20 protein-coding genes, 1 pseudogene and 1 riboswitch are annotated in these 21,091 nt (G+C 59.1%); all 21 genes and pseudogenes read right to left on the reverse strand.

Annotation, left to right across the window (positions count from 1 at the left end; translation table 11 throughout):
• Positions 1 to 459: 459 nt before the first annotated feature.
• The 21 genes and pseudogenes from EXY20_RS12965 to ribD all read right to left on the reverse strand — a co-directional run bounded on the left by EXY20_RS12965 (position 460) and on the right by ribD (position 20,581).
• Positions 460 to 1,392, reverse strand: coding sequence for a manganese-dependent inorganic pyrophosphatase (locus EXY20_RS12965; RefSeq protein ID WP_135551607.1), 933 nt, complete (start codon positions 1,390 to 1,392; stop codon positions 460 to 462).
• Between the two features lie 118 nt (positions 1,393 to 1,510).
• Positions 1,511 to 3,430 carry an ATP-binding protein gene (locus tag EXY20_RS12970; RefSeq protein ID WP_135551609.1) on the reverse strand — a complete coding sequence of 640 codons (1,920 nt, stop codon included), beginning with the start codon at positions 3,428 to 3,430 and terminating at the stop codon, positions 1,511 to 1,513.
• Complete coding sequence (locus tag EXY20_RS12975; RefSeq protein WP_135551611.1) at positions 3,430 to 4,143, reverse strand: response regulator transcription factor; 714 nt, start codon at positions 4,141 to 4,143, stop codon at positions 3,430 to 3,432. Before EXY20_RS12975 ends, EXY20_RS12970 begins: the two co-directional genes overlap by 1 nt.
• 77 nt (positions 4,144 to 4,220) lie before the next feature.
• Positions 4,221 to 5,498 carry a cytochrome c biogenesis protein CcsA gene (gene ccsA / locus EXY20_RS12980; protein ID WP_328592529.1) on the reverse strand — a complete coding sequence of 426 codons (1,278 nt, stop codon included), beginning with the start codon at positions 5,496 to 5,498 and terminating at the stop codon, positions 4,221 to 4,223.
• Entirely contained in the window at positions 5,495 to 7,165 is a 1,671-nt protein-coding gene (resB, locus tag EXY20_RS12985; protein WP_135551612.1) for a cytochrome c biogenesis protein ResB, read from the reverse strand. Before resB ends, ccsA begins: the two co-directional genes overlap by 4 nt.
• The gene (locus EXY20_RS12990; RefSeq protein WP_135551615.1) at positions 7,162 to 7,719 is read right to left on the reverse strand and encodes a redoxin domain-containing protein; all 558 of its coding nucleotides are present in this window, start codon (positions 7,717 to 7,719) and stop codon (positions 7,162 to 7,164) included. The genes resB and EXY20_RS12990 overlap by 4 nt, the downstream gene beginning before the upstream one ends.
• Before the next feature lie 62 nt (positions 7,720 to 7,781).
• On the reverse strand, positions 7,782 to 8,528 hold the full coding sequence (locus tag EXY20_RS12995; RefSeq protein ID WP_135551617.1) for a pseudouridine synthase: 747 nt from the start codon (positions 8,526 to 8,528) through the stop codon (positions 7,782 to 7,784).
• Between the two features lie 64 nt (positions 8,529 to 8,592).
• Positions 8,593 to 9,126 (reverse strand): spore maturation protein, encoded by a 534-nt coding sequence (locus EXY20_RS13000; protein WP_235885793.1) that lies wholly within the window; start codon positions 9,124 to 9,126, stop codon positions 8,593 to 8,595.
• A 38-nt stretch (positions 9,127 to 9,164) separates the two neighbouring features.
• Complete coding sequence (locus EXY20_RS13005) at positions 9,165 to 9,755, reverse strand: nucleoside recognition domain-containing protein (RefSeq protein ID WP_135551621.1); 591 nt, start codon at positions 9,753 to 9,755, stop codon at positions 9,165 to 9,167.
• Between the two features lie 5 nt (positions 9,756 to 9,760).
• Positions 9,761 to 10,993 (reverse strand): D-alanyl-D-alanine carboxypeptidase family protein, encoded by a 1,233-nt coding sequence (locus tag EXY20_RS13010; protein WP_235885799.1) that lies wholly within the window; start codon positions 10,991 to 10,993, stop codon positions 9,761 to 9,763.
• 163 nt (positions 10,994 to 11,156) lie between these two features.
• Positions 11,157 to 12,242 (reverse strand): HD-GYP domain-containing protein, encoded by a 1,086-nt coding sequence (locus EXY20_RS13015; RefSeq protein ID WP_135551623.1) that lies wholly within the window; start codon positions 12,240 to 12,242, stop codon positions 11,157 to 11,159.
• A 169-nt stretch (positions 12,243 to 12,411) separates the two neighbouring features.
• A complete protein-coding gene (locus tag EXY20_RS13020; protein WP_135551625.1) occupies positions 12,412 to 13,119 on the reverse strand; it encodes a FadR/GntR family transcriptional regulator in 708 nt (235 codons plus the stop codon).
• 192 nt (positions 13,120 to 13,311) lie between these two features.
• Positions 13,312 to 13,800, reverse strand: a complete 489-nt coding sequence (gene ytfJ / locus EXY20_RS13025; protein ID WP_135551627.1) for a GerW family sporulation protein — start codon at positions 13,798 to 13,800, stop codon at positions 13,312 to 13,314.
• Complete coding sequence (locus tag EXY20_RS13030) at positions 13,770 to 14,441, reverse strand: DUF2953 domain-containing protein (RefSeq protein ID WP_167859202.1); 672 nt, start codon at positions 14,439 to 14,441, stop codon at positions 13,770 to 13,772. Before EXY20_RS13030 ends, ytfJ begins: the two co-directional genes overlap by 31 nt.
• 91 nt (positions 14,442 to 14,532) lie before the next feature.
• Complete coding sequence (locus tag EXY20_RS13035; RefSeq protein WP_135551631.1) at positions 14,533 to 15,327, reverse strand: MBL fold metallo-hydrolase; 795 nt, start codon at positions 15,325 to 15,327, stop codon at positions 14,533 to 14,535.
• Between the two features lie 265 nt (positions 15,328 to 15,592).
• Positions 15,593 to 16,186: pseudogene (gene scpB / locus EXY20_RS13040) on the reverse strand (SMC-Scp complex subunit ScpB); the annotation flags it as partial.
• On the reverse strand, positions 16,155 to 16,940 hold the full coding sequence (locus EXY20_RS13045; RefSeq protein ID WP_135551635.1) for a segregation and condensation protein A: 786 nt from the start codon (positions 16,938 to 16,940) through the stop codon (positions 16,155 to 16,157). The gene EXY20_RS13045 and the pseudogene scpB, both read right to left, overlap by 32 nt.
• Positions 16,941 to 16,977: 37 nt before the next feature.
• Positions 16,978 to 17,448, reverse strand: a complete 471-nt coding sequence (ribH, locus tag EXY20_RS13050) for a 6,7-dimethyl-8-ribityllumazine synthase (RefSeq protein ID WP_135551637.1) — start codon at positions 17,446 to 17,448, stop codon at positions 16,978 to 16,980.
• 44 nt (positions 17,449 to 17,492) lie between these two features.
• Entirely contained in the window at positions 17,493 to 18,731 is a 1,239-nt protein-coding gene (locus EXY20_RS13055) for a bifunctional 3,4-dihydroxy-2-butanone-4-phosphate synthase/GTP cyclohydrolase II (protein ID WP_135551639.1), read from the reverse strand.
• A 60-nt stretch (positions 18,732 to 18,791) separates the two neighbouring features.
• Positions 18,792 to 19,475: a riboflavin synthase gene (gene ribE, locus EXY20_RS13060; protein ID WP_135551641.1), complete on the reverse strand. Its 684-nt coding sequence runs from the start codon at positions 19,473 to 19,475 to the stop codon at positions 18,792 to 18,794.
• Positions 19,475 to 20,581 (reverse strand): bifunctional diaminohydroxyphosphoribosylaminopyrimidine deaminase/5-amino-6-(5-phosphoribosylamino)uracil reductase RibD, encoded by a 1,107-nt coding sequence (ribD, locus tag EXY20_RS13065; RefSeq protein WP_135551643.1) that lies wholly within the window; start codon positions 20,579 to 20,581, stop codon positions 19,475 to 19,477. The genes ribE and ribD overlap by 1 nt, the downstream gene beginning before the upstream one ends.
• 315 nt (positions 20,582 to 20,896) lie before the next feature.
• Positions 20,897 to 21,074: riboswitch (FMN riboswitch) on the reverse strand.
• Positions 21,075 to 21,091: the final 17 nt, after the last annotated feature.

Here is a 21,091-nt window from a genome sequence, read left to right on the forward strand (position 1 = left end):
TTGAGCAGACGGGATAACCGGCAGACGCGAACTTCTGCCGAATATATGCACGCTCGCCGCCGCACCAGCTTGAGCCAATGGGATAACCAGCAAACACATACTTCAGTTAACCACTTTAGCATGGCTTGGAATGTCAGCGAACGATGGCTGATTTCAGCCTTACTATGATGGGAAACAGTTCCCTTCGCTTAACCTGACAACATGTTTGGGTTCGGGGTTCGGGGTTAGCTTCTGTCTTTATCGGGGTCCCTCAATGATGGGTGAACACGTTTAGCGGAGGTTATCACGATGTCGAAGGTTCGATGAGATGGAACTCTTCAAAATAGCCCGTTTTTCCCGAAATAGCCAATCAAACATGGCCTATTTCGAGCTTAACACCGCTTAACACCGAAAAAACGGCACCCCGCCGCCTGACCCAGGCCGGGATGCCGTTTCGTTATGCTGCCAGCACTTGCCGATTTACCGCTTGTTGAAAATATCCGTCAGCACCGGCACGATTTGCGATTTGCGCGAGACGACGCCTTTCATGATCGCCCGATTGCCGTCCAGCTTGACGCTGTAAGCTTGCTCCACGGCGTCCGCCGCGCTGCCGAGCGCAAGACCAACCGAGTCGTTGTTCAAGATGTCGGTGACGACGAACAGGAACAGGTCAAGCCCTTTCTTCGCGATGATGTCGTTCAGCGCCACTTCCAGTTCCGCTTGCTTCGCCAGCACGTCGTTTACATCGACGGCGTTGACTTGCGCGATTTCCACTTTGGACGCGCCCATCTGGAACTCTTTGGCGTCGAGGGAGATCAGCTCCTGGATCGTCTTTTTGCTCAGGTCGGCGCCGGCCTTGAGCATATCAAGCCCGTACACTTGTGCGTCGACGCCGGCGATAGCCGCCAGCTCCTGCGCCGCGGCTATGTCCTGGGACGTGCAGGTTGGCGATTTGAACAGCAGCGTATCGGAGATGATCGCCGACAGCATCAGCCCGGCAATCGGCTTCTCGATGGCGACGCCGTTCTCTTTGTACATCTTGTTCAGAATCGTCGCCGTGCAGCCAACCGGCTCGGCGCGATAGTACAGCGGTCCGCTCGTTTCGAAGTTGGCGATCCGGTGATGGTCGATGACTTCCGTTACCGTCACTTGATCGATGTCGGAGACGCTTTGCTGGCGCTCGTTGTGGTCGACCAGGATGACGTGCTTCGTTTCGCCGGCAACTGCCTCAACCAGTCGAGGCGCGGATACGCCAAACGAATCGAGCGCAAATTGCGTTTCGCCGTTGACGTTGCCCAGGCGCACCGGCTCGACGTCCTGGCCGAGCTTCGTTTTCAAGTCCGCATACGCGATGGCGGAGCAGATTGTGTCGGTGTCCGGATTTTTGTGACCGAAAATAAGTACCTTAGCCATGGTTATTACTCCTCATTCCGATAGTTTTTATGCGTGAATAGAATACAACAGAATGGCACCACAATCAAGATTGCCTTGCAAAGATCAGCTTATCTTCGAAGCGCCTGCCTTGAAACGCTCATTTTCTGAATGGCGCCGCGCCGCGGGGCAACGAGATCGTGAATGTAGTGCCTTTGCCAAGCGCACTCTGGGCGCGGATCGTGCCGCGATGGGCGTCGATCAGGTTCCGCACGATGGCCAGCCCCAGACCGGTGCCGCCGGAGCTGCCCCGGGTGCGCGCCTTGTCCGCCTTGTAGAAGCGTTCGAAAATATAAGGCAAATCCTCCGGCGGAATGCCGCTGCCTTCGTCGGCAATTTCCAGCAGGACGTCGTCGCCCTCCGTCCAGCCGCGCAGCGCGATGCCCGCATGCTCCGGCGTATGGCGGATCGCGTTGTCAAGCAGGTTTGTCAGCACCTGCTCCAGCCGGTCTTCGTCGGCGCTTGCGAGCGCAAGCGGCGCACCGCCGAGCTCCAGCTCCAGCCGAATGCCGCGCTCCTTGCACAGTGCCAGAAACTTGCGATGCACCCGCTTCAGCAGCTGCGTCAATTCGACTTCTTCAAAGCTGAGCTCGAGATGTCCGGCTTCCATCCGCGCCAGATCGAGCAAATCTTTCACGAGCCGTCCCATGCGCAGCGATTCGTCGTGGATGACCTGCGCCATCTCCTGGCGCTCTTCGGGCGTTGCCGCGATATCGTCGACCAACGCCTCGCTATAGCCCTGCAGCATCGACAGCGGCGTGCGCAGTTCGTGCGATACGTTGGCTACGAAATCTTTGCGCAGCTTGTCGAGCCGATGCTCCTCGGTCACGTCGCGCAGCACGGCAACAGCGCCGCGCACCTGATCGCGCGAGTACAGCGGCGCCATTACCACCGACCATACGCCGCTCTGCACGTGCAGCTTCGTCGTCACCTGCCGCGCTTCCTTTGCCACCTCGCCGAACAAATGCCGCAGCGGCTGCGGCACAAGCCGCTTGGGCACAAGCATCCGCGCATCTAGCCCGTTGCCGCGATACCCCTCCATGTCGCTCCCGGCCAGGTCTGGCAAACTGTTGTCGTGGCCTTCCTGTTCGTCCCAGCCAATGCGGTTCCACGCTTCGAGCAGTTCTTCTCCGTGCGGGTTGGTGAAGATGACGCCGCCTTCCGCGTCAAACGAAATGACGGCATCCGCCATGCTGTGCAGCACACTGCCAAGATTTTCTTTTTCGTAATGCAGCGCTTTGATCGTTTCGTCAAGCCGTTCCCCCATCCGGTTGAACGTGACCGCCAATTCGCCGATTTCGTCCGAGGACACGACCGGCACGCGGTTGCCGTACTGTCCGTGCGCAATCAGGTCGGCCGTGTTGCGCAGCCGCACGAGCGGCCGGGTGATCCGGGTAATCAGGAAAAATGCCAGGAATGTGGTCAGAATGAAGCCGATGAACGAAACAAATGCGAACAGCTTCTTGATATACGTTTGCATGTTCTCGACGGATTTCTTCGATTGGTAAACGACGGCCGCCTCCGAAACCGGCTTGCCGGTTTTCTGCACCGGCGCCGCGGCGAGCAAATAGTCGTTGCCGTCCGTCCCCTTGAAAGCGTGAATGAGCGTATTGCCGGCAGCCAGCTGCTGCATATCGGCGGCTCCCAACGCCTGGTCGAGCGTGCCGATGCCAACTCCGCCGAACAGGAGCGCCGCCGCCCCGGCCGCCCGGTCGAGCGGCGTCATCAGCAGCGCGGCATCCTGCGTGCGCAGAAAATCGTTCGTCAGCGTCACGTAAGCGGACTCGTCCGTTCCCGCGGTGGCGGACCCGGAATCCGGCCAGGCGTCCAGTTGATGCAGCGCCACTTCGCCGGCGATTTTCTGCGTCAGGCGCAGCAGGCTGTCGCGCTGGTCGTTTTCTTTCGGAAAGCTGGTGTCGATATATTGAAAAAGAAACAAGCCCAAGATGACAAGCACCACCGCCACGAGACCGATGATTGTCATCCAAAGCTTGCCTACGACGCTTTTGAAAATATTCACTATTTGGGCACCTCGAGCTTGTAGCCTACTCCCCACACGGTCGTAATCATCGCCGCCGCGTCGGGCGACACTTTATTCAGCTTCTCGCGCAATCTCTTGACGTGAGTGTCGACCGTGCGCAAATCGCCGAAAAACTCATAGTTCCACACGTCCTTGAGCAAATCCTCGCGGGAGAACACTTTGTCCGGCGACACGGCCAAATAATGCAGCAGCTCGTACTCCTTCGGCGTGAGCGCCACTTCCTGGCCGTCGGCGCTGACGCGATGCGCGTCGTGCTCGATGACCAGATGCGGGAACACGATATCGTTGCCGGACGACGCATCCTTGGACAAGTAAGCCGTCACCGACGCCCGGCGCAATATCGCCTTCACGCGGAAAATGACTTCGCGCGGGCTGAACGGCTTGACGACGTAGTCGTCCGTGCCAGCTTCGAAGCCTTGCACGCGGTTCGCTTCTTCGCCTTTGGCCGTCAGCATGATCACCGGTGTCGCTTTCGACTGGCGCAGCCGCGAGCATACTTCGATCCCGTCGATGCCGGGCAGCATCAGATCGAGCAAAATCAAATCGTAATCGTAGTCGAGCGCCTTCTGCAGCGCCGACTCTCCGTCCTCCGCCTCGTCGATCCGATAGCCTTCCTTCTCGAGGTACATCCGCAGCAAACGGCGGATGCGCTCTTCGTCGTCGACGACCAGGATGTGGGCTTTCGATTCCATGTCCAACACCTCTCTCTTTCAACGGAAAGTATGCTTGTACCCTGCAGCTGCGCCTGCCGGCAGGCAGCGTGTCGGCCTTACACGCCCGCGTAGGAGTGCAAGCCGGCAATGACCAGGTTGACGCCGATCAGTGTAAACATGACGACCAGGAAGCCAATGACGGCCAGCCACGACGAACGTTTGCCCTGCCAGCCGCGCGACAGGCGGAAATGCAAGTAAGCGGCGTAGAACAGCCAAGTGATGAGCGCCCACACTTCCTTCGGATCCCAGCCCCAGAACCGGCCCCACGCTTCCGCCGCCCAGATCATGGCGAAGATCAGCGCACCGAGCGTAAAGATCGGGTAACCGATCGCAATCGAGCGGTAGGCGATTTCGTCCAGATCCTCGGGGTCCATGCCTTTCAGCATCGGGCTGATAAACGCGGCGAGCGGCCGGCGGACGATAAGCCGCAGCAAGCCATAAAGCACGAGACCGGACACGAGCGACCAGACGACGGTGTTCAGCTTGCGGCCCGCGCTGGCGCCCTTGAGCCATGACGGCGCTTCGAACAACGGTTCTTCGATGCCGAGCCACGGCTTCATTTCGACAATTTTCCCGTCATGCGGCTTAAAGATCGGGGGCAGCACGTATTGCGCTTCGACCGTGCGCACTTCGTCGGCGGCGCCTTTCAGCCCCGGCACGGTTATTTCTTCGGTGAACACCGCTTTGTAGCCGGTGGCATTCCACGTAAATACCGAACCGATGAAGGCGACGATCAGAATGATGAAGAAGATCGTAAACTCCAGCCACCGCTTTTCGCGTCGCGCGGTTTTGGAATCGTCCTTGAAGTTGACCGTCCGCAGCAGGTGCATCAGCCCGCCGGCGAAACCGACGGCAAAAAACGCTTCTCCCGTCGCCGCGGTGGTGACGTGGATTTTCAGCCAGTAGCTTTGCAGCGCCGGAATAAGCGGCTGGATTTCCTGCGGGAAGACAGCGGCATACGCCAGAATGATGATGGCGACCGGCAGCGCGAACGCGCCGATAATATGCTTGCGATAAATGGCGAACACGATCAGGAATGCGAACACGATCATCATGCCGAGGAACGTCATGAACTCGTACATATTGCTGGTCGGAATGTGGCCGGCCAAATGCCAGCGGGTGAAGAAAAAGAGCAAATGAAAGACGAAACCGGCGACAGCGACGGCAAACGCCACGGCGCCCCACCGCTTCTGATGCTGCTCGGGGTCGCGCCCGCTCCATACTTTGCCGGCGATCGCCAGCACGAACAGCAGAAACGCCACGCAATATAACGCGAAAGCGATAATGAAATACGAGCTGCTCGGCTTGCTGATCGAATCGAATAATGCGGTCACGAAGCGTTCCCCCCAGCTTCCATCAATGATTTCGGTTCCAAGTATATCCCGGTTTTGCCCAGCGCAGACGCCACTTCGGTGCGTATGCCGTACCAATTTTTGTTCGTGTGGCCGCCGAGCGCCAGATGGCCTTTGTCGACGCGCAGCCAGACGCGGCGATGCTGCCAGTAAAAGCCCATGATCAGACCGATCATCGAGATGGCGGCGCCGGTCCAAATATAAGGCATCGCTTTATCGACGCGAATGTTCAAATAGCTTGTGTAGCCGGCAATTTCGACGTTCTCCATCGATCCGGCGGCGATTTCGACTTTGGCGCCGATCGCGCCGTTGACGTCGTTCTGGCGGAACTCCTGCTTGTCGATTTCGCGCGGGAAGTAAAGGAACGGCTCGCCGCTTGCGGCCAGGTTCGGTCCGGTGATGATGAAAATGAACGCCGGCGCATCCGGGTTGTTCGACTTGGAGATCGGCTGCCCTTTGTCATCGAGCCCGAATTCCGGGTAATACCCTTTCACCTTCAGTGTGTAAGGCCCGGCCTTGTATTCGCTCTCCGGATTGGTCATCGAAAGACGAAACGGCCCGAAGCTTTCGCCGGTTTGTTTGTTCGTGATGCTGGCGTTGACGGCAAGCAGCGTCGGCGTTTCCGCGAAATCGAACTGGTACGCCTGAAACCCCTTGTAGTCGAACGGCTTGTTGACGAGAATCGACTGCCGCTTCAGCTCCTCGAGCTGCGGCTCGATGGCAGGCACGTTGCAATTGGCTACGCATCGGTACAGCACGGCCTGCGTTTCGTAAATTTTCGGCACCACTTTGTCGCGCGCTTTGAACTTCTCGTCCATTTCCGCTTCGGAATAATACTCGACGGTGAACTTCTCGTTCTTCATATAATACGACGTATTCGGGATGGGCACGGCCTGTCCTTCGAGCAGGCCGACATATTCGTCCATGTGCCAGCCGGGAATGCTGCGCATGAGCACGGCGCCGAGGAACACGATAAGACCGATATGGTTGATATACGGGCCCCAACGGCTGAACCGATTCTTCTCGGCGATCAACGCCGTTCCGTCGATATTCACGCGGTATCGTTTGCTCCTGAGCTGTTTCGCCATTTGCTCGACCCAAGCCGCGTCGCCGTCGCCTGCCGGCAATTGCCCCTCGTACCGGACCTTCTGCCGCAGCAGGAAGCTTGGATGCTTGCGCACCTGCTGCTTCGACAGCGCCCGATACAGCGGCAGCACGCGGTCCAGACTGCAAACGATGAGCGAAGTTCCGATCATGAACAGCAAGGTCATGAACCACCAGGAGCTGAACGTATGGCTTAAGCCCAGCTTGTAATAAATCAGGCCCGACGTGCCGTACCGCTCCTCGTAAAATTCGTCCGGACCGATATTGAGCAGCGTGTTTTCCTGCGGATAAATCGTGCCGAGCATCGAAAGCACAAGCGTGATCAGAATCATGTAAATGGCGATTTTTACCGATGAAAAAAAGCTCCATACCCGGTCGAGCAGCCCCTGGTTCGTACGCTGCGAACGGCGGGCCACGCCGTCGTATCGCATTTCAAGCGGCCCCGTATTCCCCGGATCGTCCTCGAGCGGTTTGCCGCACGATTCGCACAGCACCGTTCCGACCGGGTTTTGGTGGCCGCATTCGCATTTCGTATTTTCGATCATGAGCGAACTCCCTTGCCTTTTGCCTTCGCCGTCAGCTCCGTCAACACATTGTCGATCATCGCTGCATTCATTTGCCCTTCAATCACCTTGCCCACCTTGCCGTCGGCGCCGATAAAGACGGACGACGGATAATTGTAAACGCCATACTTTTTGCGCACGTCCTGATTCTGGTCGAGCACAACCGGGAAATTCAAACCCAACTGCTGCACATAAGCGCCCGCGGTCACCTTGTTCTCGGCGACGTTGATGCCGAGCACAACGACGCCCTGATCGCGCCACTTGTCATATTGCGCCTGCAAGTCCGGCATTTCCTGGCGGCACGGCTCGCACCAACTGGCCCAGAAGTTGAGCAGCACCGTTTTGCCGTCGTATTGCGCCAATTTGATCGAACTGCCGTCAAGCGACGGCAACTCGAATGAGCGGGCCGATTCTCCAGCCTTGATCAATCGCTGCGCAGGCTCCTTGAAAAATAAATTGTTGGCGATCGTCAGACCGGCAATGACAATAACGATTGCAAATATGCCGATTTGAATTGCTTTGCGGTATTTCCCCATTTTCGCCCACCTTCAGCCCCTGCTCTTGCTAGTTCCATTATAGCGAAAAACGGCTGTGGCGCTTATTCTTCATTTTGAACATTGTGTGTCGCCAGCGCCGCGCTTCGCAGTTCCTGCACCTCGTCCTTCGACAGGTGGCGGTATTTGCCGCGCGCCAGTCCGGCGATATGCAGCGGACCGAATTGCACCCGCTTCAGCCGCACGACGGGATAGTGCACCGCATCGAACATGCGCCGCACTTGCCGGTTCCGCCCTTCGAATATCGTAATGGAAATAACCGACTGCTGTTTCTCCGGATCGACGTCGATATACTCCAGCTCGGCCGGCGCCGTCATGCCATCCTCCAGCTTGACGCCCTTCTGCAGCTTCTCCAGCACGCTGCCGTGCGGAACTCCTTTTACCGTCGCGTGGTACGTCTTCGGTACGTGGTGACGCGGGTGTGCCAGCAAATTCGCGAGCTCGCCGTCGTTCGTCAGCAGCAGCAGACCTTCCGAATCATAGTCGAGCCTTCCTACGGGATACACGCGCTCCGTGATGCCGGGCAAATAATCGAGCACGACCTTGCGGCCGCCCGGATCGGTAACGCTCGTGATGACGCCTTTCGGCTTGTGCAGCATCACATACAGCTTGCCTTGCAGCTTGACGACGCGACCGTCCACCTTGACTTCGTCGCGCGACGGATCGACCTTGGCGCCGAGCTCCGTCACCTTCTCGCCGTTCACTTCGACGCGTCCGGACGTGATATAAGCTTCGCACTTGCGGCGCGAAGCGATGCCGGCATTCGCCAGCACTTTTTGCAAACGTTCCATAATGGCGTTTTCACCTCAAGCTTATGATAACGATCTCGAGGTAAAATCACAAGCGCGACGGGGATCAGGCAAATACGAGGTAGCAAACGAGGATAGCCGCAACGAAGCCGACGGCATCGGAAATGAGGCCGACCTTGAGCGCATAACCGGCTTTGCGGATACCGACGGCGCCAAAATAAACCGTGATGACGTACAGCGTCGTATCGGTGCTGCCCTGGATCGTGGCGGCGATGCGGCCGATCAGCGAGTCGGGGCCGAACTGCTTGATCAGGTCCGTCGTAAAAGCGAGCGAACCGGCGCCGGTAATCGGGCGCAGGAAGGCAAGCGGCATTACCTCGCCGGGAATGCCGACTTTGTCGAGCAGCGGGCGAAGCGCGCCGACGAACAAGTCCATCGCGCCGGAAGCGCGGAACACGGATATGGCCACCATCATGCCGACCAGGTGCGGAATGATGCGTACCGCCGTGTCGAAGCCGTCCTTGGCGCCTTCGACGAACGATTCGTAGGCGGGAATTTTGCGATAAGCGGCGTACAGCGGAATAAACACGATGATGACGGGAATCGCCCAGGCGGATAGGGCGGTTATAACGGCATACAAGGCCATTCCTCCTTCACACAGACTGGCATCGCACAAGATCAGCGACCGAGCGGATTGTGCCTGCGGCGGTACCAGCGATCCACGACGATGGCCGCCAGCGTCGACAGAAACGTGGCGATCAGCGTCGTGCCAACGATATCAGCGGGGCTCGCCGAATGGAAGCTCATCCGGATCGCGATCAACGTCGTCGGAATGAGCGTAATGCTGGACGTATTCAGCGCCAGCAGCGTGCACATCGCCGGACTGGCCGCATCCTTGTCCGGATTCAGCTTCTGCAGCTCCTGCATTGCCTTGATGCCCATCGGCGTCGCCGCATTGCCCAGTCCCAGAATATTGGCGCTCATGTTCGACATGATGTACCCCATGGCCGGATGATTGACCGGCACGCCGGGGAACAGGAAACGCACGACGGGACGAAGCAGCCGCGCCAGCTTCTCCAGCAAACCGGCGTCCTCGGCAATGCGCATCATGCCAAGCCAGAACACCAGGATGCTGATCAGCCCGAAGCATACGGTCACCCCCGTTTTGGCGCCGTCGAACACAGCGGCCGTCACAGCCTCGACATTGCCCTGGACAACCGCAACCACGAATCCCGCCACGATAAAAAGCAGCCAGATCCAGTTCACCATGCCGCTCACCTTCCCATCCGGAACAGCTGTTTGACCAGCGCCAGCAACGTATGCCCGAATCGACCGCCGGAGTCGGCCTGAGCCGCCAGGCTGGGCTGGAACGCGCTTTTCGCCGGCAGTGTCAGCCTGGCGCCGCCTTCCGGCACGACGGGCACCGAACCGACTTCCTGCTCGTTCACGAACAGGTGCAGCCTGCCCGATATGCCTAATCTCGCGTTGGCCGACTCCGGCGCCTCCGCCTCGAACGTGCGGCCGACATGCGCCGCTTCCGCTTCCGTCAGCGGATAGGTAAACGACTGGGCGGCCACGAAACCGGCCGCCACACTTTCGCCGCGGCTGACCAGCGTCCGGTTCTTGTATTGGTCGAAGCCGTATTGCAGCAGCCTTGCATGATCGGCCCAATCGCTGCCGTCATTGATCGTCACGACGACCACTTGCCGGCCGTCGCGCGTCGCCGACGAAACGAGGCAGCGTTTGGCCGTTTTCGTGTAACCGGTTTTGACGCCGTCGGCGCCTTCGTAAAGAGCGAGCATCTTGTTTTTGTTGTACCAGACATAGTCGCCGCTACCGCTGTCGCCCGGCACCCGCTTCACCTGCGTTTTGACGATTTCGCGGAATGTCGGGTTGCGCAAGGCATAGGCGCTCAGCTTCGCCATGTCGACCGCGCTGGCGTAATGCGTTTTGCTGTCCAGGCCGTGCGGATTGTCAAAATGCGAATTCGTCATGCCGATCGCCTCCGCTTCCCGGTTCATCATGTAGACGAACCCGTCCAGCGAGCCGCCGACATGTTCGGCGATCGCCGTGGCGGCGTCATTGCCCGAGCGCAGCATAAGCCCGTACAACATGTCGTTCAGGCTCATCTGCTGTCCCAGCTTCAAATAGATCGACGATCCTTCCTTGCCGAACGCACGCGAGCTTACCGTCACCGGGTCCGACAACGTGCCGTACTCGATGGCGACGATCGCCGTCATGATTTTCGTCAAGCTTGCGATCGGCAGCGGCTTGTCCCCGCTCTTGCTGTACAGCAGCCGTCCCGACTGCACATCCATCACGGCTGCAGCCTGCGCGTTGTTGGCCGGAGCGGCCGGAACCGCCGGTGCCGCGGGCGCGGCTATCGCATGCAGCGGCATGAGCGCAACAACGAATGCCACCCAGACCGGCAGCCAGCGGCGCCGCGCAATCTTCCGCCACGAGCGGCGTTTGCCCCGTTTGCGAAATAACAAAAAAGCCCTTCCCATCGTTCCACTCCTCTGCATGCCAACCGTGCGGACCAGGCGATAACTTGTCTTTGGTACAAGTGTATGCCGGTCCTGCCGGGAACATGTCCGGGACGATCGATTCGGAAGAACTTGAGCTTGTTTCTATCGGGTTGCGGCAGTTTGCTGCCTGCGCCGGGCCAGGCTAGATGTCGACGCTGTCCACCATCACGGTCAGCTTCTGCGACAAGTCGATTTCGTAAATCGGCGCCGCCTGGCTGCCGTCGGGCAATTGAAACACGCGAACGACCGGGCGCTGCGGATACGCCGGATTGATCGATACGACGACACCTTTTTCGCCGGTATTCAGCTTGACGGTCAGACCAATAGGGTAAATGGCCACGTTGTCGCGGAACAGCGCCACTTTCTTGCGGTCGTAAAGCGTACCCGCACAGGCATACAACACTTCCAGCGATTGATGCGGCAGCATCGCGAGCCGGTGGGCGCGGTGCGTCGTCATGGCGTCATAACTGTCGGCGATGGCGATCCATTGGGCAAAATCGTGGATTTCATTGCCTTTGATGCCGCGGGGATAACCGCTGCCGTCCATGCGTTCATGGTGCTGGAAAGCGCAATGCGCGGCGATGAGCGGCACGCCGGGCGCGTCTTTCAGCATCTGGTAGCCGATGACGGTATGCTTCTGCACTTCCTTGAATTCCTCTTCCGTCAAGCTGCCCGGCTTGGACAAGATGTCCTGGCGGATCTTCGTCTTGCCGATGTCGTGCATCATCGAACCGAGCGCAAGCGTATACAAATCGTTGCGGGAATAGCCGTGGATAATGCCAAGCGTCGTCGTAATGATCGTAACGTTGAGCGAATGCTGGTACAGGTACGTGTTCATGACGTTCATATTCATCATCATGATGAGCGTATTCTTGTGCTCCACCAAGTCGTCGATAATCATATTGAGCACGTTGCTGAACGATTTGCCCAGCACCGGATGTTTGGCCACCCGCGTCTTGCTGTTCTCTTCCATCATGCTGCGAAAATTGGTGCGGATTTCGGTGATGGCGCGAAGCCGCGTTTCATCGGACAGCGGATCGATAATGTCCACGTCGGACGTATCCGGATCGTGTATGTACAAGTAGTCGATGCCAAGCTGCTGCAGCCGGTATATTAAATTTTGCGTCAGTTCCACTTGCGCACCAAGCAGAATGACGCCGTCCTCATTAAAAATGGGTTTGCCTAGCCGCATGCCGGGCTGGCATGATCTGGTCGGTAATAGTCGCATAAAAACCCTCACTCTTCTAGAGGTCGTGCTGAAAAGCCAACTATTTGAACATCAACTTCTCGATACGCTCCGTTCTTGTCTCTCTTCACTATATAAGAGCAGGCCAAAAAGAGCAATGCAAATTTAGGAAATTGGCCCTATGTCTTTCGCATTAACACGTGACAATTTATTACATTTGCGCACGTCTGAGCACATCTTCCACTTTTTGCAGATGTTCGCGCATTTTGTCCGAGGCCAACGCCCCGTCGCCTTTGCGAATCGCGTCCACGATGTCGCGGTGCTCCTGAAGCAGCCGTTTTGCGGTAGAGCTTTCGCCATAAAACCACAATTTTCGCGAACGTTTCATGCTGTCGTGCAGTCGGCCCGATAGCGACTCCATCAGATGGATCAGCAGCGAATTGTGCGTCGACGCCGCAAGCTGCAGATGAAACCGCACGTCCGCCGCTTCGCCCAGGTCCTCGTCGTCGAGAAAGGTTTCCATTTCGCCGACAATGGCTTCCAGCTTCGCCATATCGGCTGCCGCCCGTTTGGTCGCGGCAAGATGGGCACAGCCGGTTTCCAGCACCTTGCGTACTTCCAGCAGTTCCAGCAGAGACTCCGCTGTTTGGAACAAATCGTTCGCATCCGCCGGCTGCTCCTGCGGCAGCACCTCGACCGCATATGTGCCGCCGCCTTGCCGGATCGTCACAAGCCCCATCGCCTTGAGCGCGCTCAGCGCCTCGCGAATCGTCGAGCGGCCGACGCCGAATTGTTGCGCCAAATCGACGACCGAAGGAAGCTTGCCGCCTGGCATAATGTCGCCCGTTTCGATCCGGCCGCGGATTTGCTGCATGACGAGCTCGTACCCTTTTTGCGGTTGCACGCGATTGTATGCCATCTTTCCTCCCGCTCTCCAGTCGACTTCGTTCCTAATTACCGCATTGGGCCGCTCCACAGGTCCAATCGGCAATGATTTTCACCACTTGCGCCGGGCCTGCTTCGCTGTATTGCATCGATCAATAAATCATTATAACATGAAACGCAAAAAAGCTGCCCCGCTAAGAGCAGCCGCTTGTTGCCGTATGATTCGCTACATGGGGGAATGGCGATGGTCGTCGTGCGAATTGGCGATCGCTTCCGCCGCCGCGTTGTACGCGCTGACGGAGGATCGGCCCTTCATCATGCTTTGCAGCCTGTCGACGACTTGCGGCGCCGAATCGATCAACCGCTCGAACAGATGGGTTTGGTTGTCGAGCGGCACGATTTTGACCCCTTCCTTGCCAACGACGAGAAACGCGATCGGCGTAATCGAGACGCCGCCGCCGCTGCCGCCGCCGAACGGAAGCGCAACGGACGCATGCTGCGCGTCGCCGTGCGCCGTATGAGTCGTTTCGCGTTCGCCCTGGGAAGCGAATTCGCTGCCGCCCGCCGCAAAGCCGAAGCCGACTTTGCTGATCGGCATAATAACGCTGCCGTCGGGCGTCTCCACCGGATCGCCGACAATCGTATTGACGTCGACCATTTCCTTGATATTTTCCATGGCTACTTTCATGAGGCCTTGAATAGGATGCTCTGCCACGTTCTGATGCCTCCCTTCACTTTTAGGATGCCAAGCAGTAAACGGATTGCCGCCCCCATAGCATTGCCCAGTCGGATTTTGGCTATGCACTTCAGCTCCGTGTTGAACATGACGCGGTTGTACTGCGGCTGCACGTTAAGCTCCGGCTTGGCACGCCAGTCGAAGTAGCGGGCGACGAAGCCGAGCGCCGACGATTGCAGTCCCCACACGACGCCGGTGACAAAAGCGGTAGCGGCCGCATCCCCGATGCCGATGCGTGTTTGCCAGCGCATTTCCGTACAGCGAATGCGCGCCAGCAGCCGCCTCGTCCAGCGCTGCAAATCGTCCGCGTGCTCCGTGAGCAGGCGAAAATCGCGGTACATGCCGCGAATCCGCTCGAAATCGAAGCGGTCGTCAGCCTCGCAGTCCGCGCCGAAGCCGCCTGTTTCCTGCTTGATCGTTACCCCGTGCAGCAATCCTTCGAACTGAATGACCGGCACATGGACGGTGCGCCGAACGAGTCCGTACAATGCCCGCACCGACAGCTCGAACCGATCGTCCGATTCGACCCGGGAGAAATACACCGACAGCTGTACCTGGCTGTACCCGAGCGCCACCGCGATGGCGACCAGCGCCGCTGCAGCCGCATAAACCCATCCCATTGTCGCCAAAGCCTCCAGACGAACCCGACGTAACATGATCGCCTCTAGTATGGCCGATTGGCTGGCAACAAATGTACGGCCAGCCAAATCGTCAGCGAGCTGCCAATTCGATGCGCATGCCGGCGAACGCAAGCGCCGCCCTTGGCGGCAGCGGATATCCCGCACGCACGTCGATGCCGTGCGACATATGGGTGAAGCGCGTCAAACCGGGCTTTACTTCGGCCAGCAGCTCGGCCGCTTCGGCGATATCGTAAACCGAGCGGGTTTCATAGGCGGCTTCCTCCCGGTAATAGCTTGTGCCCAGCACGAGCAGATCGAGGCCGAACAACGGCTGCTTCTGCTCCGCTCGCAAGCCGATCGAATCCGGACAGTACGCCCAGTTGAAAGAAGATCCTTCGAAACGATAGGCGTAGGCGTGGCCGTTTTTGCCGTGGTTCACGCGCCACGGGGCGATGCGCCAACCGCCGAACGACCAGCCGTCGTCGATCGCTTCGTAGCTCAATTGCGATTCCAGCCACGGATACATGCGGCGCACGATGTCGAACACGGACGCGGGAGCGTAAGCGCGGCCCTTCGTCCCGAGCCAACGGCAGGCGTCCGCCCATTCGGGCAAGCCGCCGATATGGTCGATGTGCGCGTGCGTCAGCAGCACGCGCTCCGTACGCCGGCAGCCGAGCGTCTCCATCTGCCGGCGCCAATCGGGGCCGCAGTCGAGCAGCAGCGGCCCTTCGGGCGTTTCCAGCAGCGCCGACGAGCGCAGCCGGAGATTTGCCCCCGTGGCGCGCGCTTCGGCGCACACCGGGCAGTCGCAATATACGCGCGGCACTCCGAGCGAATCGCCGGTTCCGACAAAGGAAAGCGTTGAGCGTTTGGCCGATTGGCCCATCGTTGATCATCTCCTGTCTGCCTGCTTTTCCGTTCAACGATAAAAGCCCGCCGCCGCTTCGCAAGCGGCGCCGAGCTTCATTCAACTGTACGAACGCCGTCACATGCCCGCCATTCGTCCGCTAGCGGTCGTTTTCCTCGTCCTGAAGCGCGGCGGCGGATTCCGTCCGGTCGCGAGACAGCGGCTCGTCGGTCGGTTCATCCTGCCACGGCAGCGCTCCCTCCTGCATGCCGTCATCATCCAACTCGTCTTCGTCCATCGCGGCAATGTCGTCGATCGTCAATTGCTGCCCGCCAAGCTTGTCGAACAACATACGCGTGTCTTCTTCCAGCCCGATATCGTTCTCGAATGCCGCCGAATCCGGCAGCTCGCCAATGCCGCCCAGGCCGAAATAGTCTAGGAACGATTTGGTCGTGCCGTACAGGATCGGCCTTCCAAGCGCTTCGGCTCGTCCAACTTCTTCAATGAGGTCTTTGGCGACGAGCGTATGGATCGCACGATCGCATTTGACGCCGCGGATTTCTTCGACCGCGATACGGGTCAGCGGCTGGCGGTAGGCGATGATCGCCAGCGTCTCCAACGCCGCCTGCGACAGCGTGTTTTTCGCCGGCGAATAGGCGAGCCGCTCCAGATAAGGCGCATGAGCGGGCAGCGTCGTCAACTGGTACGAGCCGGCGATTTCGACCACTTGCACGCCCCGTTTCAGCCGCTTGAGATCGCGTTTCAAATCGTTCACCAAATCGGCAACCAGCTTGCTGTCCTGGTCGAGCACTTCGGCGAGCTGCCTCGCTGTCAGCCCTTCGTCGCCGGCGGCAAGCAGCAGCCCTTCAATAATCGATTTCAGCTTGGCCGCTTCCATCAAAGGTCCCCCCCTCCCGAGCCTGGATCACGATTTCGTCGAACAGCCGGTGCTGATAGCAGGTGATCCGTTTTACTTTCATCAGCTCCAGCACCGCAAGAAACGTCACGACGATATCGTCCCGGGTGATGTCGTTTTCGTCGAACAGCTTCGAGAACAGCAGGCTGCCGCCTTGCTGGTCTAGCAGATCGACAAGCTGCGCCATCCGGTCTTTGACGGAAATTTCGTCCCGGCGAATGCGGGCAACGAACTTGCGGCCGACAAGCCGGCGCAGCGCCTTGCGGAAGGCGCGCACGAGGTCGTCGACGTGAAGGCCGACCAGCGGCTGGTCCTTCACATCCGGCACGTACGGCGCCAAATCCAGCGGCTCCCGCGAATACAGCAGGCTGCGCTCCAGCTCCATGCCCCGCAAATGCTCGGCGACGCCTTTGAACTTGCGGTATTCGATCAGCTTCTGCACGAGTTCGGCGCGCGGATCGTCCATGTCGTCGTCCGCCCATTCGTCCTCGTACTCGATGACCGGCGGCTTCGGCAGCAGCATCTTGCTCTTGATGGAGAGCAGCGTCGCCGCCATCACCAGAAACTCGCTCGTGACGTCGAGCTCCAGCTCCTGCATCTGGCTCAAATACTCCATGTACTGATCGGTAATTTCCTTGATCGGGATATTGTAAATATCCACTTCGTTCTTGTCGATCAAATGCAGGAGCAAATCGAGCGGACCTTCGAACGTCTCGAGCTTGAAAGTAACTTTCATGCTTATTGCTTCACCTCGGAAACCGGATGCTTGCTTCTTACGCTTTCAACTGGCGGACGAGATTCGCCATCTCGATGGCGGCGGTCGCCGCCTCCCAGCCTTTGTTGCCCGCTTTCGTGCCGGCGCGTTCCACGGCCTGCTCGATCGAATCGGTCGTCAGCACGCCGAATATGGTCGGCACGCCCGTCTTCAGCGCAATGGCGGCAACGCCTTTGGCCGCTTCGTTGCACACGTAGTCGAAGTGCGGCGTCGATCCGCGGATTACCGCGCCGAGCGTAATGACGGCGTCGTATTTGCCGCTTTCGGCCATCTTCTGGGCGATCAGCGGGATTTCGAACGCGCCGGGCACCCAGGCGATTTCCACGTCGTCAACGCCTGCGCCGTGCCGTTTGAGCGCGTCAAGCGCACCGGCCAGCAGCTTGCCGGTAATAAATTCGTTGAAACGGCCCACCACAATGCCGTATTTGGCCTGTTCGGATACCAAGTGGCCTTCGTATGTTTTTGCCATGATCGTTCCATTCTCCTTTTCCTGTTGGACAAAAATTGTATCGATTACAGCATCGAAGAGTCTTCCGCCGTATCGGGAAATTGCAGCATATGGCCGAGCTTGCTTTTTTTCGTATGCAGGTAATTGCTGTTGCTTGCATTGGCTTCGATCTGCAGCGGCACCCGCTCGACGACTTCCAGCGAGTAGCCTTCGAGCCCGCGGATTTTGCGCGGATTGTTCGTCAGAAGCCGCATCTTGCGCACGCCGAGGTCTTTCAAAATTTGCGCGCCGATGCCGTACTCGCGCAAGTCCGGCGCGAACCCCAACTTAATATTCGCCTCGACCGTGTCCAATCCCTGCTCCTGCAGCTCGTAGGCTTTCAATTTGTTGAGCAGCCCGATGCCGCGCCCTTCCTGCCGCATGTACAGCAGCACGCCCGTGCCGGCTTCGTTGATTTGGTGCAGCGCCGCCTCCAGCTGCGGACCGCAGTCGCAGCGGTTCGAGTGGAATACGTCGCCGGTCAGACATTCCGAGTGGACGCGCACGAGCGTCGGCTGGTTGCTGTCGATTTTGCCTTTGACCAGTGCGACATGCTCCTTCCGGTCCACTTCATTCGAATACGCAATGGCGCGAAAATCGCCGTAATCGGTCGGCAGCTTCACTTCGGCCTCGCGTTTGACCAGCTTCTCCTTTTCGTTGCGGTAATGGATCAAATCTTCGATCGTAATCAGCTTCAGGTCGAATTTGCGGGCGATTTCCACGAGATCGGGCACCCGCGCCATTTCGCCGTCTTCCTTGATCACTTCGCAGATAACCGCCGCCGGATAAGACCCGCACATGCGCGCCAGATCGACCGCCGCTTCGGTATGGCCGGTGCGCCGCAGCACGCCGCCTTTTTTGGCAATCAGCGGAAAAATGTGACCGGGCCGGCGAAACTCGTTCGGCCGCGTCGCCGGGTCGATCAGCGCCTTGACCGTCGCCGACCGTTCGGAAGCGGAAATGCCGGTCGTCGTGGAGACGTGGTCAACCGAGACGGTGAACGCGGTGCCGTGATAATCGGTATTATGAGCGACCATCGGCGGCAAATCAAGCTCGTGCGCGCGCTCTTCGGTAATCGGGGCGCAGACGAGGCCACGTCCTTCCTTGATCATGAAATTGATGATTTCCGGTGTCGCCTTGTCCGCAAGCGCGATGAAGTCACCTTCATTCTCGCGGTTCTCGTCGTCGACGGCGATGATGACTTTTCCTAGCATCAGGTCGTAAATCGCTTCTTCGATCGAATGGAATTTGATGTCCTGGTTCATGTCGGTCACCTCGCTGGATTGGCGGCGCATGCCGTTCGTTCGGATGCGCTCTGCCGTCTTTCAAAACCCGTTGTCCGCCAAAAATTGCGCCGTCAAGCCGCCGCGGGCGCTTCGCGCAGCATCTGCCCCCGCCGCGCCTGCTCTTTCGCCTGCGCCAAAGCCAAGCAGTCGCTCCACGTATTTGCCCAGCACGTCGTATTCGATGTTGACCGTGTCGCCGGGCTGTTTCGTCTGCAAAATCGTTTGCGCCAGCGTATGCGGAATGATCGATACCGCAAGCTGCGTCTCGGTGACGCGAATCACCGTCAGGCTGATCCCGTCGAGCGTAATCGAACCGCGCGGAATAACGTAACGAAGCAGCCCCGGGTCGTCCGGCGCAATCGTAAACACCACGGCGTTCTCCTCCGGCTTGCGGGCCGTTACAGTGCCGGTGCCGTCGACGTGCCCTTGCACGATATGGCCGCCGAAGCGGCTTTTGCCCGCCATGGCGCGCTCGAGGTTGACGCGGTCGCCGATGTGAAGGCGGCGCAAATTCGTTTGCCGGAACGTTTCCGGCATGACGTCGAGCTGAATCGACGCCTCGTCGTAGGCGACCACCGTCAGGCAAACGCCGTTGACCGCAATGCTGTCGCCGATCGCCACATCTTCGAGTATGCGTTTCGCGGCAACGGTCAGCACCATCGCCTGGCCTTGCCGGTCGATGCGCCGCATCGTGCCCATTTCTTCGATCAAGCCTGTGAACATCAGGATCCGCTCCTTTCGTAAACCGGATAACCGGTCACGCAAATGTCGCGCCCGATCGTTTCCACCGCAACGTCAGCCAGTTCAATCGCATCGCTCATCCGCGCAAAACCGCGGAAGTCGAAATTGCCGGGGCCGCTTCCGCCGATCAGCTTCGGCGCGAAGAGCAGGTGGCACTTGTCGATCAACCGCCGCTCCAGCATCGCGCCGTTCAGCGTACCGCCGCCTTCGAGCAGCACGGAACCGATCTCGCGCTCGCCGAGCTGCCGCAGCATCAGCGCCAAATCGACGCGCGGGCCGTCGCCCGCTTCGAGCAGCTCGGCGCCGGCGGCAAGCAGCGCTTCGCGGCGTTGCTGCGACGCGCCGGCGGTCGTCGCGACGATCGTGCGGCCGCCGCCAGCGACGGCCAGCGCCTCCGGCGGCGTGCGCAACAACGAGTCGACGACGATGCGCACCGGATGCAGCGCCGGTACCGGCAGGCGTGTCGTCAGGCTCGGATTGTCCGCAAGCAATGTGCCGACGCCAACCATGATCGCCTGGTGCCGATGGCGCAGCGTGTGCACGAAGGCGCGCGCTTCTTCGCCGGTCACCCACTTGCTGTCGAAGGTGTTCGTCGCAATGCGGCCGTCCAGCGTGCTCGCCGTCTTGAGCGTCACGAACGGCGTCCGGGTTACGATGTATTTGGCGAACATTTCATTCAGCCGCCTGGCTTCGTCCCCGAGCAAGCCGACCTCCGTTTCGATGCCGGCTGCCTGCAGCCTGGCAATGCCGGTGCCGGCCACCTGCGGATTCGGATCGACGCAGGCGACGACCACTTTGGCCACCTTGTCCGCGATCAGCCGGTCGCAGCACGGCGGCGTGCGCCCATGGTGGGAACACGGCTCGAGCGTCACGTAAGCCGTAGCGCCTGCCGCATCGGCGCCGGCCATTTGCAGCGCGTGAACTTCGGCATGCGCCGCCCCCCGCTGCAGATGGGCGCCAAGCCCAACGATGCGGCCGTCCTTGACAATGACGCAGCCTACGACCGGATTGATCCCGGTTTGCCCGAGCGCCCCCGCAGCCAGCTGCAGCGCCAGCCGCATATACGTTTCCGCGTTCATCGTCTCCATCGTTTCGGCTGACCTCCTCTAACGCTATCTGCTCTTTGGCTTCAGGCTTGCTTGCACAAACAAAAACCCCTTATCGGCCGATAAGGGGCGTAATGAACAGGAAAAAACAAACGGTCGCGCCAATCGTGAAAGCTTTTTTTCACTTGCGGGCGCATGAAAACAAGCCATCGGCTTTTCAAAGCACCACATCCGCAAACAAAAGCAAGGTTTGCCGCCTTTGCAAACAGTCGCTGAAAGACAGCGCACACCGAACTTGCGTTCCGACGATTCGATTGTGAAAAAAAGTACATGCAATCCCGATCGACAACCGGTCTCCTGTTCCTTCTCCCATCCAGACTTTTACTGTCGGTCTTGGAGTTGCACCAAGTCCACCGGCCGAATGCAGCTCGCGCTGCAGAAGCATCGGCACGGGTCACGGACTGACTGCAGCGAAACCGAAGTTGCGCCGCCGATCACCGCCGGTGAGGAATTGCACCTCGCCCCGAAGAAACATATGGCGTCGGCAAGAAC

The organism is Paenibacillus cymbidii, assembly GCF_004764705.1.
Lineage (GTDB): Bacteria > Bacillota > Bacilli > Paenibacillales > NBRC-103111 > Paenibacillus_AN > Paenibacillus_AN cymbidii.